Source organism: Streptomyces sp. NPDC002104 (assembly GCF_053593795.1).
Window position 1 is genome coordinate 28,984 of record NZ_JBSFDF010000020.1, and the last position, 21,947, is coordinate 50,930.

16 protein-coding genes and 1 pseudogene are annotated in these 21,947 nt (G+C 72.5%); 10 read left to right on the forward strand and 7 right to left on the reverse strand.

From position 1 onward, the window contains the following. Nucleotides 1-6: 6 nt before the first annotated feature. The 9 genes and pseudogenes from ACWCP2_RS18765 to pulA all read left to right on the forward strand — a co-directional run bounded on the left by ACWCP2_RS18765 (nucleotide 7) and on the right by pulA (nucleotide 13,944). Nucleotides 7-1,065 (forward strand): carbohydrate ABC transporter permease, encoded by a 1,059-nt coding sequence (locus ACWCP2_RS18765; RefSeq protein ID WP_450909688.1) that lies wholly within the window; start codon nucleotides 7-9, stop codon nucleotides 1,063-1,065. Nucleotides 1,066-1,067: 2 nt separating this feature from the next. Beyond that, nucleotides 1,068-2,027 carry a sugar ABC transporter permease gene (locus tag ACWCP2_RS18770; protein WP_450909689.1) on the forward strand — a complete coding sequence of 320 codons (960 nt, stop codon included), beginning with the start codon at nucleotides 1,068-1,070 and terminating at the stop codon, nucleotides 2,025-2,027. A gap of 55 nt (nucleotides 2,028-2,082) precedes the next feature. After that, nucleotides 2,083-3,741, forward strand: a complete 1,659-nt coding sequence (locus tag ACWCP2_RS18775; protein ID WP_450909690.1) for a glycoside hydrolase family 13 protein — start codon at nucleotides 2,083-2,085, stop codon at nucleotides 3,739-3,741. Further along, nucleotides 3,729-4,748, forward strand: a complete 1,020-nt coding sequence (locus ACWCP2_RS18780) for a LacI family DNA-binding transcriptional regulator (protein WP_450909691.1) — start codon at nucleotides 3,729-3,731, stop codon at nucleotides 4,746-4,748. Before ACWCP2_RS18775 ends, ACWCP2_RS18780 begins: the two co-directional genes overlap by 13 nt. 394 nt (nucleotides 4,749-5,142) lie before the next feature. Then, the gene (locus ACWCP2_RS18785; RefSeq protein ID WP_450909692.1) at nucleotides 5,143-5,514 is read left to right on the forward strand and encodes a hypothetical protein; all 372 of its coding nucleotides are present in this window, start codon (nucleotides 5,143-5,145) and stop codon (nucleotides 5,512-5,514) included. A gap of 19 nt (nucleotides 5,515-5,533) precedes the next feature. Continuing rightward, a pseudogene (locus tag ACWCP2_RS18790) lies at nucleotides 5,534-5,785 on the forward strand (4a-hydroxytetrahydrobiopterin dehydratase); the annotation flags it as partial. A gap of 124 nt (nucleotides 5,786-5,909) precedes the next feature. Then, complete coding sequence (locus tag ACWCP2_RS18795; RefSeq protein WP_450909693.1) at nucleotides 5,910-6,422, forward strand: immunity 21 family protein; 513 nt, start codon at nucleotides 5,910-5,912, stop codon at nucleotides 6,420-6,422. Between the two features lie 341 nt (nucleotides 6,423-6,763). Beyond that, nucleotides 6,764-8,533, forward strand: a complete 1,770-nt coding sequence (locus tag ACWCP2_RS18800) for a carbohydrate-binding module family 20 domain-containing protein (protein ID WP_450909694.1) — start codon at nucleotides 6,764-6,766, stop codon at nucleotides 8,531-8,533. Nucleotides 8,534-8,574: 41 nt separating this feature from the next. Next, a complete protein-coding gene (gene pulA / locus ACWCP2_RS18805; protein ID WP_450909695.1) occupies nucleotides 8,575-13,944 on the forward strand; it encodes a pullulanase-type alpha-1,6-glucosidase in 5,370 nt (1,789 codons plus the stop codon). Between the two features lie 15 nt (nucleotides 13,945-13,959). On the opposite strand, the gene ACWCP2_RS18810 is transcribed toward pulA, so the two are convergent. From ACWCP2_RS18810 to ACWCP2_RS18840, 7 genes are all read right to left on the reverse strand, one after another. Continuing rightward, nucleotides 13,960-14,505 carry an N-acetyltransferase family protein gene (locus ACWCP2_RS18810; protein WP_450909696.1) on the reverse strand — a complete coding sequence of 182 codons (546 nt, stop codon included), beginning with the start codon at nucleotides 14,503-14,505 and terminating at the stop codon, nucleotides 13,960-13,962. A gap of 39 nt (nucleotides 14,506-14,544) precedes the next feature. After that, nucleotides 14,545-15,288, reverse strand: coding sequence for a TetR/AcrR family transcriptional regulator (locus tag ACWCP2_RS18815; protein ID WP_450909697.1), 744 nt, complete (start codon nucleotides 15,286-15,288; stop codon nucleotides 14,545-14,547). A 36-nt stretch (nucleotides 15,289-15,324) separates the two neighbouring features. Beyond that, nucleotides 15,325-16,377, reverse strand: a complete 1,053-nt coding sequence (locus tag ACWCP2_RS18820; RefSeq protein WP_450909698.1) for a PDR/VanB family oxidoreductase — start codon at nucleotides 16,375-16,377, stop codon at nucleotides 15,325-15,327. Next, nucleotides 16,374-17,276, reverse strand: a complete 903-nt coding sequence (locus ACWCP2_RS18825) for a metal-dependent hydrolase (RefSeq protein WP_450909699.1) — start codon at nucleotides 17,274-17,276, stop codon at nucleotides 16,374-16,376. Before ACWCP2_RS18825 ends, ACWCP2_RS18820 begins: the two co-directional genes overlap by 4 nt. Nucleotides 17,277-17,421: 145 nt before the next feature. Further along, on the reverse strand, nucleotides 17,422-19,350 hold the full coding sequence (locus ACWCP2_RS18830; protein WP_450909700.1) for a hypothetical protein: 1,929 nt from the start codon (nucleotides 19,348-19,350) through the stop codon (nucleotides 17,422-17,424). A 176-nt stretch (nucleotides 19,351-19,526) separates the two neighbouring features. Beyond that, nucleotides 19,527-20,342: a tyrosine-protein phosphatase gene (locus ACWCP2_RS18835; protein ID WP_450909701.1), complete on the reverse strand. Its 816-nt coding sequence runs from the start codon at nucleotides 20,340-20,342 to the stop codon at nucleotides 19,527-19,529. 66 nt (nucleotides 20,343-20,408) lie between these two features. Further along, nucleotides 20,409-21,041, reverse strand: coding sequence for a rhomboid-like protein (locus ACWCP2_RS18840; protein WP_450909702.1), 633 nt, complete (start codon nucleotides 21,039-21,041; stop codon nucleotides 20,409-20,411). Between the two features lie 66 nt (nucleotides 21,042-21,107). On the opposite strand from ACWCP2_RS18840, the gene ACWCP2_RS18845 reads away from it, so the two are divergent. Beyond that, nucleotides 21,108-21,890, forward strand: coding sequence for a hypothetical protein (locus ACWCP2_RS18845; RefSeq protein ID WP_450909703.1), 783 nt, complete (start codon nucleotides 21,108-21,110; stop codon nucleotides 21,888-21,890). Nucleotides 21,891-21,947: the final 57 nt, after the last annotated feature.

The following is a 21,947-nucleotide window of genomic DNA, read 5'->3' on the forward strand; positions in this document are numbered from 1 at the left end:
GAAAAGATGGCTGCTCACACCAGCCAGTCGGTGGCGAAGGCCGCGGGCGGCGAGACCGGTCCTGGCGCCGGTCCCGCCGCCCGCGGCCGGAGCCGCAGGACTGATCGCAAGGCCGCAGGCAGCGGCGCCGGGGGCAACCGCCCCGGTCTGAAGCGGGCCCTGGCCACGCACTGGTACGCCTGGGCCATGATCACCCCCGTGGTGCTCGTGCTCGGCGTGATCATCGGCTGGCCGCTCGTCCGCGGCGTCTACCTGTCGCTGACCGACGCCACCGAGCGCAACGTCGGCCGGACCATCGGCGCCAACCACATCGAGGCCACGTACCAGTTCATCGGCCTCGACAACTACGCCGAGGTCCTCGCCGACCCGGTGTTCCTGCAGCGGCTGGTGTGGACGGTGACCTGGACCGTCGCCTGCGTATCGGTCACCTTCGCGCTCGGCCTGGGCCTCGCCACCGTGCTCAACCGCGAGTTCAAGGGACGCGCCGCCTACCGGATGGCGCTCATCCTGCCCTGGGCCGTCCCCGGATTCGTCTCCGTCTTCGCCTGGCGGTTCCTCTTCAACCGCGACAACGGCATCCTCAACAAGATCCTCGAAGGCGGCGGCATCTCCGCCGTCCCGTGGCTCGACGACCCGACCTGGGCCAAGATCGCCGTCATCGCCGTCAACGTCTGGCTCGGCGTCCCCTTCATGATGGTCGCCCTGCTCGGCGGCATGCAGTCCATCCCCGGCGAGCTCTACGAGGCCGCCGAGATGGACGGGGCGAGCCCCTGGCAGCGCTTCCGCCACATCACCCTGCCGGGGCTGCGCACGGTCAGCATGACCGTGATCCTGCTCTCCACCATCTGGACCTTCAACATGTTCCCGGTGATCTTCCTGCTCACCCGGGGCGGCCCCGGCGACTCCACGGAGATCCTGGTGACCCAGGCCTTCCGCGAGGCGTTCGTGACCAGCCCGCGCGACTTCGCGGTCTCGGCGACCTGGGGCGTACTGATCCTCCTGCTGCTGACGATGTTCGCGCTGGTCTACCGGCGATCGCTGCGCAAGCAGGGAGAGGTGTGGTGACCATGACGACCGACTCCACGACCGACTCGACGACCGGCTCGGCTCGCTCCGCCGGTTCCACTCGTTCCACCGGTTCCGCCGGTTCCGCCGGTTCCACCGGTTCCGCCGCTTCCGCGAAGGCCGGCTCCGCCCGCCCGCGCGGCAAGCGCTCCGCGCTCGCCTCCGCCGGTCTGCACGGCACCCTGGCCGTCGCCGCCGTGATCGCCGTCTTCCCCGTGCTGTGGATCCTGCTGACCTCGCTCAAGCCGGCGAAGCACGCCATCTCCACGGACTTCGTCAAGGAACCGACCCTCGACAACTACCGCTACCTGGTGGAGTCGACCTCCTTCCTCACCTGGTTCGGCAACTCCGTCCTGGTCGCCGGCATCACCACCGTCCTCGGGGTGTTCATCGCCGCCACCACCGGATACGCCGTCAGCCGCTTCAAGTTCCCCGGAATGAAGCCGCTGATGTGGACCCTGCTCATCACGCAGATGTTCCCGATGGCCATCCTCATCGTCCCGCTCTACAACCTCATGGGAGACCTGGGGCTGCTGAACCAGCCGCTCGGCCTGGTGATCACGTACCTCACCATCGCCGTGCCGTTCTGCGCCTGGATGATGAAGGGCTTCTTCGACACCATCCCGGTCGAGATCGACGAGTCGGGACGGGTGGACGGGCTCAACCCCTTCGGGACCTTCTGGCGCCTCATCCTGCCGCTGGCCAAGCCCGGCCTCGCCGTCACCGGCTTCTACGCCTTCATCACCGCCTGGGGCGAGGTCGCGTACGCCTCCGCCTTCATGGTCGGCGACGAGCACCTGACGCTGGCCGGCGGGCTCCAGACCTTCGTCACGCAGTACACCTCCAACTGGGGCGCGATGAGCGCGGCTTCCATCCTCATCGCCATCCCCGCGGCGTTCTTCTTCCTCTTCGCCCAGCGTCACCTCGTCGCCGGGATGACGGCGGGCGCGACCAAGGGCTGACCACCCACCCCGCGCCCCGCCCTCGTACCACCCGGCCCGACTCCTCAAGGACGACATGACCCAGCACCTCGCCGCCGAACCCTCCCTGGACGGCCTCCCCACCTCCACCGGCACCCTGCCCGGCTGGTGGAGAGAAGCGGTGATCTACCAGGTCTATCCGCGCAGCTTCGCCGACTCCAACGGGGACGGCATGGGGGACCTCGAAGGCATCCGCAGCCGCCTGCCCTACCTCAAGGACCTCGGCGTCGACGCCGTGTGGCTCAGCCCCTTCTACGCCTCCCCGCAGGCCGACGCCGGCTACGACGTCGCCGACTACCGCGCCATCGACCCCATGTTCGGCACCCTCCACGACGCCGACGCCGTGATCCGCGAGGCGCACGCGCTGGGGCTGCGGATCATCGTCGACCTGGTTCCCAACCACTGCTCCGACCAGCACGAATGGTTCAAGCAGGCACTGCGGGAGGGGCCCGGTACGCCGCTGCGCGAACGGTTCCACTTCCGCGCCGGACGGGGGGACGGCGGGGCGGAGCCCCCGAACGACTGGGAGTCCATCTTCGGCGGGCCCGCATGGACCCGTGTCGCGGACGGGGAGTGGTACCTGCACCTCTTCGCGCCCGAACAGCCCGACTTCAACTGGGAACACCCCGCCGTCCAGGACGAGTTCCGCTCCATTCTGCGGTTCTGGCTGGACCTGGGCGCCGACGGCTTCCGCATCGATGTCGCCCATGGGCTGGTCAAGGCCCCCGGCCTGCCCGATCTGGGGCGGGGGGAGCAGCTCAAGCTGCTCGGCAACCAGGTGCTGCCCTTCTTCGACCAGGACGGCGTCCACGAGATCTACCGCTCCTGGCGCAAGGTGCTGGACGAGTACGCCGGCGACCGCATCGGCGTGGCCGAGGCCTGGACCCCGAGCGCCGACCGGACGGCCCTGTACCTGCGCCCCGACGAGCTGCACCAGGCCTTCAACTTCCACTACCTGAACACCGGATGGGACGCCGCCGCGCTGCGCGCCACCATCGACGAGTCGCTCGACGCGATGCGGCCGGTGGGGGCGCCGACCACGTGGGTGCTGTCCAACCACGACGTGGTGCGTCATGTGACGCGCTACGGGGGCGGGGAGGCGGGGCTGGCCCGGGCGCGGGCGGCCGCGCTGCTGATGCTGGCCCTGCCCGGATCGGCGTACGTCTACCAGGGCGAGGAGCTCGGCCTGCCCGAGGTCACCGACCTCCCGGACTCCGTCCGCCAGGACCCGGCCTTCGCCCGCGGCGACGGCCAGGACGGGCTGCGCGACGGCTGCCGGGTGCCCATTCCGTGGTCGGGCACCGAGGCGCCGTACGGGTTCGGCGATGGTGGTGCGGGTGTGGGTGTGGGTGCGGGTGCGGGCGGTGGTGGTGGTAGTTGGCTGCCGCAGCCGGCCGAGTGGGCGGGGCTGAGCGTGGCCGCGCAGACCGGCGACCCGGCCTCCACCCTGGAGCTCTACCGCGCCGCGCTGCGCCTGCGCCGCTCGCACCCGGAGCTGGGCGCGGGCGACGGCGTGGAGTGGCTGGAGGCGCCGGCGGGCGTGCTGGCCTTCCGGCGGGGGGAGTTCGTCTGCACCGTGAACACGACCGCGGAGCCGGTACGGATGCCCGCGCCGGGCACCGTACTGCTGGCGAGCGGGGACCTCTCCGACCCGTCGGAGCTGCCGGCCGACACGGCGGTGTGGTGGCAGGGGTGACTTCGCCCCTGCGGCTGACGGACATCGCCGCGCAGGCCGCGGTCAGCGAGGCGACCGTCAGCCGCGTGCTCAACGGCAAGGCGGGCGTGGCGTCCGGCACCCGGCACAAGGTGCTGGCCGCCATGGACCTGCTGGGCTACGAACGCCCGGTCCGGCTGCGCCGGCGCAGCAACGGCCTGGTGGGGCTGGTGACCCCGGAGCTCACCAACCCGATCTTCCCGGCGTTCGCCCAGGTCATCGAGCAGACCCTGGCCGGCCACGGCTACACCCCGGTGCTGTGCACGCAGACACCGGGCGGAGCCACCGAGGACGAGCTGGTGGAGCAGCTGGAGGAACGCGGGGTGACGGGCATCGTGTTCCTGTCGGGGCTGCACGCGGACTCCTCCGCCGACCCGTCGCGCTACCAGCGGCTGGCGGCGCGGGGGGTCCCCTTCGTCCTGATCAACGGCTTCAACGAGCAGGTCCAGGCCCCCTTCATCTCCCCGGACGACCGCGCGGCGGCGGACATGGCCGTCCGCCACCTGGAGGACCTGGGCCACCGCAGGATCGGCCTGGCCATCGGGCCGACGCGCTACGTCCCGTCGGCCCGCAAGGAGGCCGGCTTCAGGGCAGCGCTGCCGGGGGCCGAAGGGGAGGGCCTGATCCAGCGCACCCTGTTCACGGTCGAGGGCGGCCACGCGGCGGGCGGAGCCCTGATCGACCGCGGCTGTACGGGCATCGTGTGCGGCAGCGACCCGATGGCGCTGGGCGTCATACGGGCGGCGCGGGAGCGCGGCCTGCGCGTACCGGAGGACATCTCGGTGGTCGGCTTCGACGACTCCCCGCTCATCGCCTTCACCGACCCGCCACTGACCACGGTCCGCCAGCCGGTCCGCGCCATGGCCACGGCGGCGGTGGGCGCCCTCCTGGAGGCGGTCGGAGGCACCCCGGTCCAGCGCACGGAGTACGTCTTCCAGCCGGAACTGGTGGTCCGGGGGTCGACGGGGCAGGGGCCGGGGGTGGGGTAGGGCGGGGCTCGAACCCCCCTCTCACCACCACCCCCAGTCGGTGGTTGCCCACCCGCCCCCATCGGTGATGAGGCGCGGGCACGAAGCACTGCCGGTGGGGTCGGGGGTGGCCCGGGCTGCGGGCCGGTCCTTGGCTGCGTGAGGGTCCGGGGGGAGCCCGGCAGTCCAGTGTCCTTTCGGTGCGGGCCGGTCCCTCAAGGGCGCTCCCTTTGGTCGCGTCGCTTCGCGATGGCCTTCGGCCACCCTTGACCGACCGACCCACCCCGAAACGCCACAAGACTTCCGGGTTCCCCCCGGGGAACGGCCGGGAGGGAGACGTGGGGAGGAGCGGCCTCGTCGGCCATGCGCAGCCCCCTCCGGCAGGTGGGCATCCGGACACCGCCCCGGCGGGACTGTGACCTCAGCCGGAACAGGCGCGCGGGCCGCATACGCCGCGTTCGTCGGCTGGCTCGTCAACCTCGCGCAGGTGCGTACCGACCTTGGAGACGGGTACGGCGTCATCGACTTCCTCGATGCGGTTCCGGTGACTGCGCGGAGGGACCGTGGTGTGTACCTCGCCCGGCATGCCACGGCGGCTGCTGTGGCCCGGGAACCGGAACAGGCGGTGGAGATCGCTCGCGCGGCCGTGGAGATCGCGACGGAGACGCGGTCCGCGCGGATGCTGCATGAACTGCGCTCCCTGGAGGGGGAGATGAGGCCGTGGCACGATGCCCCGGTAGGCCGGGATCTGGTGGAGGTCCTGGCGCCCGTGACCGAGGGGAGCTGACAGGGGCGTACCGAGGCCGTTGTCCGATGAGGAGATTTCGGAGTACCTGGGCGGGTTGCCGGGATGGGAGCGCAAGGGTGATGAAATCACTCGCACTTATGAGATCCGCTACCACGCTGCCGTCGCTGCGATCGTGACCATCGCGGACCGGTCCCGGCGCATTCAGCACCATGCAGACCTGGACCTCCGCATCGACAGCCTGCGCGCGTCGATCACCACGCACGATGCCGGCCACCGTCTGACGCGCGCGGACTTCGATCTTGCGCAGCGCATCGACGCGATCGTGGCCGCGCACCAGGCGCTTCCACTGGACTGGCGCCGGAGACGCGACGTTCCCCTCACGGACTGCGAAGGGCCGAGAGGGGAGCTGCTGCAGTGGCCTGTAGTTTCCTCGCATGGCCAGGTATGCGGATCCGGGTGCGGTCGAGTGGGTGGAGTCCGGTGGCGGGCCGTTGATCGTTGTGCCCGAAGTGGTCCTGTCCTCGTGGTCGGGCGCAGACGGCGACGCGTCGGAAACCGACTACGACAGGGCCTGCGGAGTCGACGGGTATGCCGGCCTGGTGGCGGTGGGGCAGGTGGAGGCTCTGGTGCTTGGTGATGACCCCGCCTCGACGTCTTTTCTTCCGGAGCGTGGGCTGTTCGTGCGGTGGTGTGCCGCGGCATCGGAGGAGGAGCTGCTCGGCAGCATTGATGTCGCGCTTGCTGAGGCCGTCTGGGAGCCTGAGCAGATGTGGGACGTTCCGGGCGCGGGGGTCTTGTTCGACGCGGCCTGGCCCGGTGGTGAGTTGGAGCCGGATAACCATCTGCGGGTGGAACTCGAGCCGGGGCGCTACTCGGTGCGTGCCGCGTACGTGGAACCGAATCCGGAGACCTGGCTCTGCCTGGTGCAGCTTCGGCGGCTCCTCTAGCGATCGGCCAGGCCTGTCTGGTGCACCGAAGTCACCGGCCCATGTTCTTGGCGACCTCTTCCTGGCCCGTGGCGGTCTCTTTCATGGTCGACTCGGCGATGTCCGTCTCTGAGTAGGCGCTCAGCGCAGCAGGTGGCAGCACCGAACATGTCCTGCCCCGGGGGCCGGGCGTGTGCGGTGGCCTTCTGCCCGCGCCCCCGACTCCTTCCGGAAACAATTCTGCAATCTCTTGCGCAAGGTCTTGCAGGGGGTCCTCCTGGCACCTACGGTCGCTGCAATCCCCGACTCGGCCGTGACCGGTCCCCACCCGGTCTGCGCCTCTCCGCCAGGAGGAACGCCCCATGCCCACCCGTGCCCGCGCCGTCAGAGCCGCCGCCGCGCTGTTGTCCGTGTCCGCCGTCACCGCTGTGGCCGCCCTCGCCGTTGTCGGGGGGAGCGCTCCGCGGGCGCTTGCTGCCGCTCCGGGGGAGAAGGACGTCACCGCCGTCATGTTCGAGTGGCGGTTCGATGCCGTGGGTAAAGCCTGCGGGGAGAGTCTTGGGCCGGCCGGGTACGGCTATGTGCAGGTGTCGCCGCCTCAGGAGCACATCCAGGGGGGCCAGTGGTGGACCTCGTACCAGCCTGTCAGCTACAAGATCGCCGGGCGGCTGGGTGACCGTACCGCCTTCAAGGCCATGGTCGACGCCTGTCACGCGGCCGGGGTGAAGGTCGTCGCCGACTCCGTCATCAACCACATGGCGGCCGGGGACGGGGTGGGGACCGGGGGGAGTTCGTACACGAAGTACGGCTACCCGGGTCTCTACTCCGGTGCCGATATGGACGATTGTCGGTCCTCGGTGGCGAATTACGGGGATCGCGGGAACGTGCAGAACTGCGAGCTCGTGCAGCTCGCCGACCTGGACACCGGCGAGGACTACGTGCGCGGGCGGATCGCCGGGTATCTCAACGACCTGCTGTCGCTGGGTGTCGACGGGTTCCGGATCGATGCCGCCAAGCACATGCCCGCCGCCGACCTCGCCAACATCAAGTCGCGGATGTCGAACCCCAACGCCTACTGGAAGCAGGAGGCGATCTACGGGGCCGGAGAGGCCGTCTCGCCGAGCGAGTACCTCGGGAACGGGGACGTGCAGGAGTTCCGGTACGCGCGCGACCTCAAGCGGGTCTTCCAGAGTGAAAGCCTCGCCTACTTGAAGAACTTCGGGGAGGCCTGGGGGTACATGCCCTCCGGGCAGTCCGCCGTTTTCGTCGACAACCACGACACCGAGCGCGGCGGCGACACCCTCAGCTACAAGGACGGGTCCGCCTACACGCTCGCCAGTGTCTTCATGCTGGCGTGGCCCTACGGATCTCCCGACGTGCACTCCGGCTACGAGTGGACCGACCGCGATGCCGGACCGCCCAACGGCGGTGCGGTGAAAGCCTGTTACGCCGACGGGTGGAAGTGTCAGCACGCCTGGCGGGAGATCTCCTCCATGGTCGGCTTCCGCAACTCCGCGCGCGGCCAGGCCGTCACCGGCTGGTGGGACAACGGCGGCGACCAGATCGCCTTCGGCCGGGGGAGCAAGGCCTACGTGGTGATCAACCATGAGGGCTCGGCACTGACCCGGACGTTCCAGACCTCCCTCGCGGCGGGCGACTACTGCGACGTGCAGAGCGGGCGGACCGTGACCGTGGACTCCGGCGGGCGGTTCACCGCAACGGTCGGGGCCGGGACGGCCGTCGCTCTGCATGTGGGGGCTCGTGGGTGCGGTGCCGGTACGCCGACCCCGACCCCGACCCCGACCCCGACTCCGACTCCGACCCCGACGGCCACCGCTGTCGCCGGGGCCTCCTTCGCCGTCAACGCCACCACCGTCGTCGGGCAGAACATCTACGTCACCGGTGACCGCGCCGAGCTCGGGAGCTGGAACACCGGCGCCGCGCTCAAGCTCGACCCCGCCGCCTATCCCGTCTGGAAGCTCGACGTCACGCTCCCGCCCGGCACCGTCTTCGCCTACAAGTACGTCCGCAAGGACGCCGCCGGGAACGTCACCTGGGAGAGCGGGGCCAACCGCTCCGCCACCGTCCCCGCGAGCGGCAAGGTCACGCTGAACGACACCTGGCGCAACTGACCCTCCCGTCCCGCACCGCCCCGTACCCGAGGAGAACCGCCTTGATACGCCCCGCAGCGGGAGTGCTCGCCGCCACCCTGGCCGTGACGCTCCTGCCCGCCCTGCCCGCCGCCGCGGCGGCCGCCGCCAAGGCGCCACCGGCCCCGCCTTCGGACGCCAGGCTGGCGGCCGAGTCCGCGCGGCACGACCTGACCCGGGAGCAGTTCTACTTCGTGCTTCCGGACCGGTTCGCGAACGGCGATCCGCGCAACGACCGGGGCGGCCTGACCGGTTCCCGGCTGGAGACCGGGCTGGACCCGACGGACAAGGGGTTCTACCAGGGCGGGGACCTCAAGGGGATCACCGACCGGCTGGACTACATCAAGGGGCTCGGCACCACGGCCATCTGGATGGCGCCGATCTTCAAGAACCAGCCGGTGCAGGGGACGGGCAAGGACGTCTCGGCCGGCTACCACGGGTACTGGATCACCGACTTCACCCAGGTCGACCCGCACTTCGGGACCAACGCCGATCTGGAGCGGCTGATCGACAAGGCGCACGGGAAGGGGATGAAGGTCTTCTTCGACGTCATCACCAACCACACCGCCGACGTCGTCGACTACCGGGAGGCCTCCTACGGGTACCTGTCGAAGGGCGCCTTTCCCTATCTGACCAAGGACGGTGAGCCTTTCGACGACGCCGACCATGCGGCGGGGGAGGGGAAGTTCCCGAAGACGGACGGGGATTCGTTCCCCCGTACGCCCTTCGTTCCGGCGGCGAAGAAGAATCTGAAGTCCCCGGCCTGGCTCAACGACCCGACGATGTACCACAACCGCGGCGACTCCACCTTCGCCGGCGAATCCTCCGACCAGGGGGACTTCTTCGGCCTCGACGACCTGTGGACCGAGCGTCCCGAGGTCGTGGAGGGGATGGAGAAGATCTACGAGAAGTGGGTCAGGGAGTTCGACGTCGACGGTTTCCGGATCGACACCGTCAAGCACGTCGACACCGGGTTCTGGACGCAGTGGGCCACCGCCCTCGACGCGTACGCCGCCCGGCACGGGCGCAAGGACTTCTTCATGTTCGGCGAGGTCTACTCCGCCGACACCGCGATCACCTCCCCGTACGTGACCCGGGGCCGGCTGGACGCCACCCTCGACTTCCCGCTCCAGGAGGCGATCCGCGCCTACGCCGCCCAGGGCGCGGGAGCCGGGAGGCTGGCCTCCGTCTTCGCTGACGACTACCGGTACACCACCGACAAGGCGAACGCCTACGAGCAGGTCACCTTCCTCGGCAACCACGACATGGGCCGCTTCGGGACCTTCCTCAAGCAGGACCGGCCGGGGGCGGGGGAGCAGGAACTGCTGGACCGGTACCGGCTGGCCAACGAGCTGATGTTCCTCTCCCGGGGCAACCCGGTGATCTACTCCGGCGACGAGCAGGGCTTCACCGGCGCGGGCGGGGACAAGGATGCCCGCCAGCCCCTCTTCGCCTCCCGCGCGGCCGACTACCTGGACGACGACCAGCTCGGAACGGTGCGCACGCATGCGAGCGATGCTTACGATCCGGAGCACCCGCTCTACAAGCAGATCAGTGCTCTCTCGAAGCTGACCAAGGACCACCCGGCCCTCCGTGACGGGGTCCAGAGCGAACGCTTCTCCGACGGTTCGGCCTACGCCTTCGCCCGCACCGACCCCCGCACGCGCACCGAGTACCTGGTCGCGGCCAACAACGCCACCGCGCCCCGCACCATCGATCTCGACGCCCCGGCCGGCGTCCAGTACGCCGCCCTCTACGGCGGCACGGCCACGCTGATCCGCTCCTCCGCGGCCGGCAAGCTCACCGTCACCCTCCCGGCCCTCGGCACCGTGGTCCTCCAGGCCACCACCCCCGCCGCCAAGCCCACCACCCAGCCCGCCCTCACCCTCAAGGCTCCGGCCCCCGGCGCCACCGGCACCGTCGAGCTCTCCGCCGAGGTCACCGGCGACCCCCTGAGCCGGGTCGTGTTCGCCGCCCAGAGCGGCACGGACAGCTGGCAGGTCCTCGGCTCCGCCGACCACGCCCCGTACAAGGTCACCCAGTTCATCGACCCGGCCACCGCCGCCGGCACCCCGCTGCGCTACAAGGCCGTGGTCGTGGACTCGGCCGGCCGCACCGCGAGCGCCCTCGCCGCCTCCGTCACCGGCCGGACCCCGCCCGCCGAGGTCCCCACCGCCACCCAGCGCGACTACGCGATCGTCCACTACAACCGCCCCGACGGGGACTACACGAACTGGCGCCTCTTCGCCTGGGGCGACCTCGCCGAGGGCGAGACCACCCCCTGGCCGGCCGGCCACGACTTCACCGGCCGCGACGCCTACGGCGCCTTCGCCTACGTGCGCCTCAAGCCCGGGGCGAGCAGCGTCGGTTACCTCGTCATCGACAAGGACGGCACCAAGGACGTCGCCGCCGACCGCTCCATCGACGTGACGAAGACGGGTGAGATCTGGCTCGAACAGGGCAAGGAGCCCGCCCGCACCGACCGCCCCGCCCACCCGCCGCAGGACACCGCCAAGGCGATCCTGCACTACCAGCGCCCCGACGGCGCCTACGAGGGCTGGGGCCTGCACGTCTGGACCGGAGCGGCGGCGCCCACCGACTGGTCCAAGCCGGTCCTCCCCGTCCGCACCGACTCCTACGGCGCCGTCTACGAGGTCCCCCTCGCCGCCGGAGCCACCAGCCTCAGCTACATCCTCCACAAGGGCGACGAGAAGGACCTCCCCTCCGACCAGTCCCTCGACCTGAAGAGCAACGGGCACGAGGTGTGGATGCTGGGAGGCAAGGAGAAGTACCTCCTCCCGCAGCCCGCCGGGTCGGCCGCCGCCCTCGACCTCACCAAGGCCCAGGCCGTCTGGATCGACCGCGACACCGTCGCCTGGAACGCCCCGCCCGCCGCCGCCTCCCTCCAGCTCCTCGCCTCCCGCGAAGGCGCCGTCAAGGCCGAGAACGGCACCCTGACCGGCCGGGCGCAATGGCTGCGCCTGAGCGGGACCGAGCTGAGCGCCACCCAGAAGCAGAAGTACCCGCACCTGGCCGCGTACGCCGCCTACACGATCGACCCGCGCGACCGGGACCGCGTCCGCGAGGCCCTGCGCGGCCAGCTCGTCGCCAGTGCCCGCGCCGCCAACGGCGCCGTCCTCGCCGCCACCGGGGTCCAGCTCGCCGGGGTCCTCGACGACCTCTACGCGACCGGCGCACAGCAGGCCGCCCTCGGCCCCGTCTTCAAGGACGGCCGCCCCACCCTCTCCGTGTGGGCCCCGACCGCCCAGCAGGTCGCCCTCGAACTCGACGGCGGCCGCACCGTCCCGATGCGCCGCGACGACGCCACCGGCGTCTGGTCGGTGCGCGGGGAGCGCGACTGGACCGGCAAGCGCTACCGCTACGCCGTCACCGTCTGGGCACCGAGCACCGGGCAGGTGGTCCGCAACCTGGTCACCGACCCGTACTCCACCGCCCTGACCACGGACTCCGCGTACAGCCTGGCCGTGGACCTCGCCGATCCCCGGCTGGCCCCGCCCGGCTGGCGCGAGCTGAGGAAGCCCGCGCCCGTCCCCTTCGCCTCCGCGCAGATCCAGGAGCTGCACGTCCGCGACTTCTCGGTCGCCGACCGCACCACCACCCACCCCGGCCAATACCTGGCCTTCACGGACACCGCCTCCGCCGGCATGCGCCACCTGCGCGACCTGGCCGCCGCCGGCACCTCCTACGTGCACCTGCTGCCCGTCTTCGACATCGGCACCGTCCCCGAGAAGCCCGGGGACCGCACCGAGCCCGCCTGCGACCTGAAGGTCTACGCCCCCGACTCCGAGGAGCAGCAGGCCTGCGTGGCCGCCGCGGCCGCGAAGGACGCCTACAACTGGGGCTACGACCCACTGCACTACACGGTCCCCGAGGGCTCGTACGCGAGCGATCCGAACGGCACGGCCCGCACCGTGGAGTTCCGCCGCATGGTGCAGTCCCTCAACGGGGCGGGCCTGCGCACCGTCATGGACGTGGTCTACAACCACACGGTGGCCGCCGGCCAGTCCGACAAGTCCGTGCTCGACCGCATCGTCCCCGGCTACTACCAGCGGCTGCTGGCCGACGGCTCCGTCGCCACCTCCACCTGCTGCGCCAACACCGCGCCCGAGAACGCCATGATGGGCCGCCTCGTCGTGGACTCGGTGGTCACCTGGGCCAAGCAGTACAAGGTCGACGGCTTCCGCTTCGACCTCATGGGCCACCACCCGAAGGCCAACATCCTGGCCGTGCGCGCCGCCCTCGACGCGCTGACCCCCGCCAAGGACGGGGTCGACGGGAAGAAGATCGTCCTCTACGGGGAGGGCTGGAACTTCGGCGAGGTCGCCGACGACGCCCGCTTCGTGCAGGCCACGCAGCAGAACATGGCAGGCACCGGCATCGCCACCTTCTCCGACCGGGCCCGCGACGCGGTCCGCGGCGGCGGTCCCTTCGACGAGGACCCGCGCGTCCAGGGCTTCGCCTCCGGCCTGTTCACCGCGCCCAACGCCTCACCGGCGAACGGCACCGCCGAGCAGCAGCGCGCCCGGCTGCTCCACGACCAGGACCTGATCAAGGTCGGGCTGACCGGCAACCTCGCCGCGTACGCCTTCACCGACTCCGCCGGCCGCACCGTCAAGGGCTCCGAGGTGGACTACAACGGAGCCCCGGCCGGGTACGCGGCGGCCCCGGGCGACGCGCTCGCGTACGTCGACGCCCACGACAACGAGACGCTCTTCGACGCCCTCGCGTTCAAGCTCCCGCAGGACACCCCGGCGGCCGGCCGGTCCCGCGCCCAGGTCCTGGCGATGTCCGTCGCCGCCCTCTCGCAGGGCCCGGCCCTCTCCCAGGCGGGCACGGACCTGCTCCGCTCCAAGTCCCTGGACCGCAACTCCTTCGACAGCGGGGACTGGTTCAACGCCATCCAGTGGGACTGCGAGGACGGCAACGGCTTCGGCCGCGGCCTGCCCCCGGCGGCCGACAACCGGCCGAAGTGGACCTACGCGAAGCCCCTGCTGGCCGCGCCCGCACCCGGCTGCGCGGAGATCGGCGGCGCCTCGGCCGCCTACCGGGACCTGCTGAGGATCCGTACGACGGAACCGGCCTTCGGCCTCACCACCGCCGAGGCGGTCCAGGCGAAGCTGGCCTTCCCGCTCTCGGGGACCGGGGAGACCCCGGGCGTGATCACGATGACCCTGGGGGACCTGGTGGTGGTCTTCAACGCCGCCCCCACCGCCCTGACCCAGCGGGTCCCGGCCCTCGCGGGCACGCGGTACGCCCTGCACCCGGTTCAGGCCTCGGGTACGGACCCGGTGGTCCGGCAGGCGGCGTACGACCGGGCGAAGGGGGAGTTCACCGTCCCGGCCCGTACGACGGCCGTCTTCAAGAAGGGGTGATCACACGGACGAGGCTCAGGCCGTGTTCACCAGGGTGAGCTGGTCCAGCCGCTTCTCCAGCAGGATCACCCCGTACACCCGCCCGTCCTTGCCCTCCTTGTGGGGGAACTCCCCGACCACCCGGTACCCCGCGGACTGGTAGTACGCGAGCAGCCGGGGGTTGGTGGAGACGCAGTCCAGCCGCGCCCGTTCGCGGCCGGTCCTGGCGATGCGCCGCTCGGAGTGTTCGAGCAGCCGCCGGCCGGCCCCGGCGGGCGCGGCCTCGCGTTCGACCATGAGCCGGTGCACGTAGCCCGCCACGGGCGGCTGGATGCCCCAGGCCTCCTCGTCGGACCACCACAGTTCGTACGCCCCGACGGTGTGCCCGTTGCCGTCCGAGGCGAGCCACACCTCGCCCTCGCGCATGACCGCCAGGAAGTGCGCGGGGTCCTTCTCCCCGGGCTTCCACTGCTCGATCCCGTGCGCGGCCATCCAGCGGGCGGCCTGGTCGTACAGCGCCACCAGCGTGCCGGTGTCCTTCTCCTCGGCCTGCCGGAACACGATCCCGTCGTCAATGATCACGCGGGCATTATTGCGCGCTATTCGATCAAGAACGGTCCATCAACGCGGACCGGGCACCGCGGGGCCGGAACCCGTCGGTCCGGCTCCCGTGGGGACCAGGGCCACCAGCCGCCCCACCAGTTCCCCGAACGGCCCATCGGCCGGCTCGTCCACGAGGATCCGTACGAGAATGCCCGCCATCTCCGCGTCGTAGGCGGCGCTCACCGCGGCCAGCGCCGCGAAATCGTGCACCAGCTGCAACTCCAGCTCGGCGCGCGGGATCCGCCGGCCGTCCAGCCAGATCAGCGCCGTCGACTCGGCCAGCGACACCCACGAGCGCACCACGAGCTCCAGCCGGGCCGGCGGAGCCTGCCGGTCGACGCCCAGGTGCGCGAGGATCTGCTCGTACGCCGCCTGGCGGACCTCGTCGATCATCGCGTTGGCCCGGCTGCTGCCGACCGCCGGACCGCCCCGCATCAGCGCCGAGAAACCGGGCCCGTGGTCCTCGACGAAGGCGAAGAACCGCCCCATGACCCGGAGCAGCCGCACCCCCAGCGGACCCTCCCGGGGCTCCACGAAGCGCTGGGCGAGCTCGTCGGCCGCCCGCCGCAGCGCCGCCTCGTAGAGGCTCAGCTTGCCGGGAAAGTAGTGGTAGACCAGCGGCCGCGATATGCCCGCGGCCGCCGCGATCTCGTCGATGGACACATCGTCGGGCGACCGGTGGCTGAAGAGCTCCAGCGCCACCCCGATCAGCTGCTGCCGCCGCTCCTCGACACCCATCCTGCGCCGCACCCCGGTTGTCATGCGCAACACCCTACTGCGCACCCCCGCAGGGGCCCCCTACAGGTCCAGGACCAGCCGGTCCGAGGCCGCGCGGGAGACGCACAGCAGCATGGAGTCCTCGCGTTCGCCGTCCGTGAGGAGGGTGTCGCGGTGGTCGATGTCCCCCGACAGCACCCGGTGCTGGCAGGTGCCGCAGAAGCCCTGCTCGCAGGAGTACGGGGTGTTGGGGAGCTCCCGGCGCACGGCCGTCAGGGCGGACTCCGCGGCGCCCACCTCCACGACCCGGCCCGAGCGGTGGAGTTCCACGGTGAAGGGCTTCGCGTCCCCGCCCGCGGCCGCCGGGGCGAACCGCTCCCAGTGGACCGGGGTGCCCGCGGGCACGGCCGCCTCGACCGCCGCCATCAGCGGGGCCGGGCCGCAGCAGTAGACCGCGGTGTCCGGGCCGAGCGAAGCGGCGAGCGCGCCCAGGCCGGGGAGGCCCGCCTCGTCCTCGGCGACGACCGTGACCCGGTCCCCGTACGGGGCGAGTTCGGCCAGGAAGGGCATGGAGGCCCGCGAGCGGCCCCCGTAGAGCAGGGTCCAGTCCGCGCCCGCCGCGGTGGCCGCCCGGAGCATCGGGAGGATCGGGGTGATGCCGATCCCGCCCGCGACGAACGCGTAGGACGGGGACGGGACGAGGGGGAAGCGGTTGCGCGGCGGGCGGACCGGGAGCTCCGCGCCCTCCACCAGCTGCGCGTGCGCCTCGCGCGAGCCGCCGCGGCCGTCCGGTACGAGCCGGACCGCGATCGTGTAGCGGCCCCGGTCGGCGGGGTCACCGCACAGGGAGTACTGGCGCACCAGCCCCGAGGGGAGCTGCACGTCCAGGTGCGCACCCGGGGCCCACTCCGGGAGCTCCGCCGACTCCAGCGTCAGCAGCAGCACCCCCTGAGCGGGCTCGGTGCGGGAGACGATCAGCGCCGGGATCCACCGGCGCGGCGAGTACCCCGACACCGGGGTCTCCAGCGCGGGCAGCGGCCACAGCGGCGATCCGGAGTCGATGCGGCGGCCGATCGCGCGCTTCGCCAGCCAGGCGGCGCCCGCGAGCGCGGTCACCGCGAGGGCGCGCCTCATCCGCGGACACCGCCGTTCGCGCCGGGGGAGGAGGCCAGGTAGGCCACGGCCTGAGCCGTGGAGCCCTCCTGCGAGGGGTGGTAGGTGCGCGAGAGGTACGTCGGGATCGACTTCAGCATCGCGCCCGTGGACGGCAGGGTGCCCTTGCGGCCCGAGCGGTAGAACTGCCCCACCGAGGCCTTGGACCCCGGCGGGAGCCCGGGGTCGTGTTCCATGAAGTACCGCGAGCCGCGCTGCCACAGGAAGACCAGCGCCGTGAAGGCCGTGGCCCAGGTGCGGGCCCGGCGGCGGTAGTTGCCGTCGAGGTGCATGAACAGGTCGAAGGCCACCGACCGGTGCTCGACCTCCTCCGCGCCGTGCCAGCGCAGCAGGTCCAGCATCACCGGGTCCGCGCCGCGCCGGTCCAGCTCGTCCGCGTTGAGCACCCAGTTGCCGAGGAAGGCCGTGTAGTGCTCGATCGCCGCGATCATCGCCACGCGCTCCATCAGCCACCACCTGCGGGGCGCGCCCGGCGGCAGCGTCCGGTCGCCGAGCAGCTTCTCGAAGAGCCAGTCGATCTGCGCCGTGTAGGGCGTCGGGTCCAGGCCCAGCCGCTTGAGGTGGGGGAGCACGTCGTCGTGCGCGCTCGCGTGCATGGCCTCCTGGCCGATGAACCCGACGACGTCCTCGCGCAGCCGCTCGTCCGTGATGTACGGGAGCACCTGCTTGTAGACGTGCACGAACCAGCGCTCGCCCGCCGGGAGCAGCAGGTGCAGCACGTTGATGGTGTGGTTCGCGAAGGGGTCGCCGGGCAGCCAGTGGAGCGGGGTGTCCTCCCAGGAGAAGGACACGTTGCGGGCCTTCAGCTCTATGTGTTCGGACGCCACGGGGGCGGGCGACGCGGGCGGCGTATTAGACATGGCGTCAATGTACTGATGGGTAGAGGGGAGGGAAACCCCTCTGCCGTCACTTCCTTCGGCCCCCGGACAGGGCCGCTCCCGGGCCGCTCCCGGGCCCTCCCGGGCTCTTCCGGGCCGCGAGGGCCCGGGGGCGGCCGGGCCGGGACTACCTCAGCACGCCCGCCTTCGAACCGTCCGTCAGCTTGCCCGTCAGCTCCACCTGCGCGCCCGCCGGAGCCTTCACCGCCAGCCGGTTGCCCACCGCGACCCCGCTCACCTGGCCGCCGCCCACGGTCAGCGAGGCGAACTGCGCACTGCCCGCCGCCAGGACGTACCACTGCCCGGCCTTGGACTTCCACAGCACCCCGGCCAGCACCCGCGGCTCCCGCGGCCCGCACGCCGGCGAGCCCTCCGCCTTCGCCGCCTGGGCCGCCAGCGGGGCGCCCGGGGCCAGGAACTGCGCCTGCACCCGGTCCGCCGTGCCCTGCCAGGTCTCCGCCCGGGTGCACAGCCAGGTCGCCGTGCCGTCGCCCTCCGGCAGCGGCTGCTTCGCGTACGTCCAGGCGTTGACCGTGCGCACCCCGTGCGAACGCACCGAGGGCAGCAGGCACGCGATCCGCGACCAGTCGCCCAGCTCCGCACCCTCGGTCACGTTCCGCTCGGCGCCCGGCGCCCCCGAGGTCAGCCGGGCCGGGGTCAGCTCGCCCAGGTCGGTGAGCAGCCGGGTCGCGCCGTCACCGGTCACGGCCAGCGCGTTCCAGCTCGTACAGGTGCCCTGCGGAGCGGGGCTCGGCACCGGCGGGGTGACCCCGTCCGCCGTCAGCTCCAGTCCCGTCGGGGCGTCCCCCGGCTTCAGCAGGTCCCGCTGCGTCGCGGCCGTCACCCAGGGGGCCGTCAGATAGCGGACGTTGCCGTCGACCCGGCTGAGCACCAGGGCCGCCGCCGTGTCCGCGGAGGCGCCGTCGGTCCGGGCGAAGTCGAGGGCCGCGACGTCGGTGCCGGAGAGCGGTTCGGCGTACCGGGCCACGCGCAGGCCGTCGTACAGCAGGACCACGACGGCCTGGTCGACGGTCCCCGCGAACAGCAGCTGCGGAGGTCCCATCGGCGGCCCGGACGGGGTGCCGGGGGTGGCCGAGACCACGACCGAGCGGCCCGGCCGGGCCCAGACCGCCAGGGCCCGCCGCAGCAGGGCGGCGTCGTCGACGCGGTCGCCGCGCGCGGGCCAGCCGGAGTAGTCGGTACGGGAGGACGTACGCCAGACCGTGGGCGCGACCCGGAGCAACTGCCCGGGGTCCAGGGCCTGCTCCGCCGCGGCGTTCCTCGCGTAGAGCGGGGCGGCGGCCCCGTCGGCCCCCCACCCGCCGCCGGGCAGCGAGAGCAGGACCCCGCACACGGCCAGCGCGGCCCCGGCGGCGATCCCGGCCCGCACGAGCCGCCGGCGGCGCAGCAGGTCGGTGGGCCGGGCCTGGAGCACGCAGGGGTCGAACTCGGGGGAGGCGAACAGCTCGTCGGTGGCCGGGTCCCCGGACTCCGCTACGGCGGCGGCCGGGTTGACCACCCCCGCCTCGGCCAGCACCCGCAGCACCTCCGGCTCGGGCAGCCGCTCCAGCGCCCGCAGCACGCACGCGGCGCGGCCCGGCCCGTCGAGGGTGGCCAGCCACTGGTCGAGCGCCAGCTCCTCGGCCCCGCCCGAGCGCGGGAACAGCCGCAGCCCCCACACCTGGGGGAGCAGCGGCGGCAGTTGGGCCCGCCGGGGCAGCGCGCGGAACGTCAGCGGGATCCCGGCCTCCAGCGCGGCCCGCAGCACCCGCAGCCGTACGTACGCGTACCCGGACTCGGGACCCGCCCCGCCCCGCTGCCCCGGCACCCCGCCCTGCACCGCCGCCTGCGCGGCGGCCGCCCCGTCCCGCCGCCCGCGCGGCAGGGCGCGCTGGGCCAGCGAGTGGGCGGTGAGCACCCGCCGGTTGCGGCCGAGGGCGGGCGGCAGCACCAGGTAGGCCAACCGGACCAGCCGGGGATAGTGCTCGACGATGGCGGCCTCGGCCTGCTCGACATCGGGGGAGAGGGGGCGGGTGGCGGTATCCGGCGCAGTCACGTTCAGCAGAACGAGCGAATGGTCGGATGGTCACCGGGTCCCAGCGCGCGTGTTCGGACCGCACCTCCCGGGCGGCGCTCCCGGCACGGTCGCCGGGTCCGCCGACGGGACCCGCCGACGGGCTCGGACGACGGGCTCGGCGGGCGCGCGCAGACGACGGCTCAGCAGGCGACGGCTCAGACGACGAGGCGGGCGCGCAGCGCCTCGACCGTCTCGTCGGGGACGCCGAGTCCCTCGCGCACGTACTTCTCCATCGAGCCGTAGCGCGTGTTCACCTCGTCCAGTGCGGCCTCCAGGTACGAGGGGAAGACGCCGATCAGCGCCAGCGCGATGTCCGGGTCGCCGCCGGCCGCCGTGAAGCCCTCGATCATCGGGGCGAAGGCGATCCGCACCGCCGGGTTGACCGACAGGTACTCGCCCATCAGGGTCTCGTCGTCCGCGCCGAGCAGCGACAGGACCACGGTCGCGCCCCAGCCCGTCCGGTCCTTGCCCGCCGTGCAGTGGAAGAGCACCGGCCCCGACTGCGGGTCCGCGAGCTCGGTGAGCAGCAGCCGGTACGCGGCCTGCGCGGACGCGGAGCTGACGAGCGAGCGGTAGAGGCTGGTGAACAGGGCCTGCACCTTGCCGCCGCCCAGGTGCTCCTCCGCGACCACCGGGTCGGACAGGATGTCCTTGAGCTGGGCCGCGGGTATCTTCCCGGGGCCGCCGTCGCCCGTGCTGTCGGCCGCCATCTTGTCGGCCAGGGCGTCGGCCATGAGGAGCCGCGCGCCCGCCGGCACCCGGTCGGGGTGCTGGCCGCGCTCCACGCCGGTACGGAAGTCGATGACGGTGCCGATGCCCAGCCCGGCCACCACCGGGTCGACGTCGAGGTCGAGCTGGTCGAGCTGGCCCGAGCGCAGCACCAGACCCGGGCGGACGCTCCTGCCCCCGGCGAGCGGGGTGCCGCCGAGGTCCCGGAGGTTGGCGACGGTCTTGGCGGGAGTGACGGTCATCGTGGCGGCTCCAACGTGATCGGAGAAATCTGATCAGGGAATCGAATGATCAGAGAAACGGATGGCTCAGGACGCAGCGCGCTGGGTGACGCGTGTCATCCGTATGATTTTCGGAGATTTCGCTCCGGAAAGGTAATCGGCGGCCAGCGAGACCCCGAGACCGAGCCCCATGGCCACCAGGTGCCCGGCGTCGGTGAAGGTCCGCTCCCGCCGCAGCACCGGCCGGACGGCGAGCGCCAGCAGACCGGCCCGGGCGGCGGTGCGCACCGGCCCGCGCGGAAGCACCCCGGTCAGGGCTCCGAGCACGGTGTTGAACCCGTAGCTGGTGCCCACGTCCACCGCCCGGCGGGTCCGGGGGCCGGCCGTCCGGCGGAGCGCCCCGTGGACCAGCAGGGTGGCCGCGACGTGCCCGAACAGGAAGGCGGCCGCCGTCCACCAGGCCCCGCGGGCGTACTCGGCGTACCCGAGGACGGCCACCAGCAGGAGCGCGTAGGGCAGCGGCATCGGCTCCTCGACGAGGAGGGCGCTCGCCGCCAGGGTCTCCCAGCGGCCGGCGTCCAGGTTGTCGGCGTTGGTGGAGCAGCGGCGCAGCAGCCGCTCCCGCGCCGCCGGATCCAGCCGCTCCAGGGCGTACGCCCCGAGCTGGACCGTGCCCGCGTACACCGTGCTCAGCGGGACCGTCAAGGACAGGGGGCTCATCGCACCATGATCGGCCACGGGGGCGCCGTACGGCGAGGCGGGGAGCCGTGCCAATATGCGCTGGTCATGTCACACAGCCCCGCGCCGATGCGCGCCACGCGGGCCGCGCTCTTCGCGGCGGTGGCCGTCGCACTGGGTGCGGCGGGGCATTCGTACATGTCCGGTACGGACCTTCCCGCACTGGCCCTTCTGTCCGCATTCGGGCTGACCGGGGCCCTCGCCTGGCTCTTCGCCGGACGCCGGCGCGGACCGCTCCCCATCGCCGCCGCGCTGCTCGGCGTACAGGCGGTCCTGCACCTCGTCTTCTCCGCCTCGGCCGGGGGCCGGCACGAGGCGGAGAGAGGTGCGGGTGAGGGCGCCGGCATGGAGGGCGCGGCCGCGCACGGTGCGCACTCCATGGAGGGCATGAGCGGCATGGCCGGCGGGCATTCCATGGACGGCATGACGGGCATGACGGGCATGAGTGGCATGGACGGCATGAGCGCCATGGCCGGGATGGGTGACATGGCCGCCGGCCATGCCCACGACGGGCTCGGCATGATCGCCGCGCACGTCCTCGCCGGGCTGTTCTGCGCGCTCTGGCTGGCCTGGGGCGAGGCCGCCGTCTTCCGGCTCACCGCCGTCCTCGCGGCCGGGGCGCTGCACGCCGCCCGGCCGCTCTCCCGGGTCCTCGCCCTGCTGCGGGCGCGCGTGCTTCCCGTACCGCCGGCGCGGCCGCTGCGGCCCGCCGGGTACCCGCGGCCGCGGACCCTGCGCGGGGCCGTGCACGCCCACACCGCCGAGCGGCGCGGGCCGCCCGCGCGCGGACGGATCCGTATCACGGCCCCCGGCCGTCCTGCCCGCGCCTGACCGAACGGCGCGCCCTCCCCGTCGCGGGCGAGGGGGCGAGACCTGGGGCCGCTCACC

Coding starts and splice junctions, on each gene's coding strand:
- ACWCP2_RS18765 (WP_450909688.1), top strand. CDS start 7: ATGGCTGCTCACACCAGCCAGTCGGTGGCGAAGGCCGCGGGCGGCGAG.
- ACWCP2_RS18770 (WP_450909689.1), top strand. CDS start 1,068: ATGACGACCGACTCCACGACCGACTCGACGACCGGCTCGGCTCGCTCC.
- ACWCP2_RS18775 (WP_450909690.1), top strand. CDS start 2,083: ATGACCCAGCACCTCGCCGCCGAACCCTCCCTGGACGGCCTCCCCACC.
- ACWCP2_RS18795 (WP_450909693.1), top strand. CDS start 5,910: ATGGCCAGGTATGCGGATCCGGGTGCGGTCGAGTGGGTGGAGTCCGGT.
- ACWCP2_RS18800 (WP_450909694.1), top strand. CDS start 6,764: ATGCCCACCCGTGCCCGCGCCGTCAGAGCCGCCGCCGCGCTGTTGTCC.
- ACWCP2_RS18815 (WP_450909697.1), bottom strand. CDS start 15,288: ATGACAACCGGGGTGCGGCGCAGGATGGGTGTCGAGGAGCGGCGGCAG.
- ACWCP2_RS18820 (WP_450909698.1), bottom strand. CDS start 16,377: ATGAGGCGCGCCCTCGCGGTGACCGCGCTCGCGGGCGCCGCCTGGCTG.
- ACWCP2_RS18825 (WP_450909699.1), bottom strand. CDS start 17,276: ATGTCTAATACGCCGCCCGCGTCGCCCGCCCCCGTGGCGTCCGAACAC.
- ACWCP2_RS18835 (WP_450909701.1), bottom strand. CDS start 20,342: ATGACCGTCACTCCCGCCAAGACCGTCGCCAACCTCCGGGACCTCGGC.
- ACWCP2_RS18840 (WP_450909702.1), bottom strand. CDS start 21,041: ATGAGCCCCCTGTCCTTGACGGTCCCGCTGAGCACGGTGTACGCGGGC.
- ACWCP2_RS18845 (WP_450909703.1), top strand. CDS start 21,108: ATGTCACACAGCCCCGCGCCGATGCGCGCCACGCGGGCCGCGCTCTTC.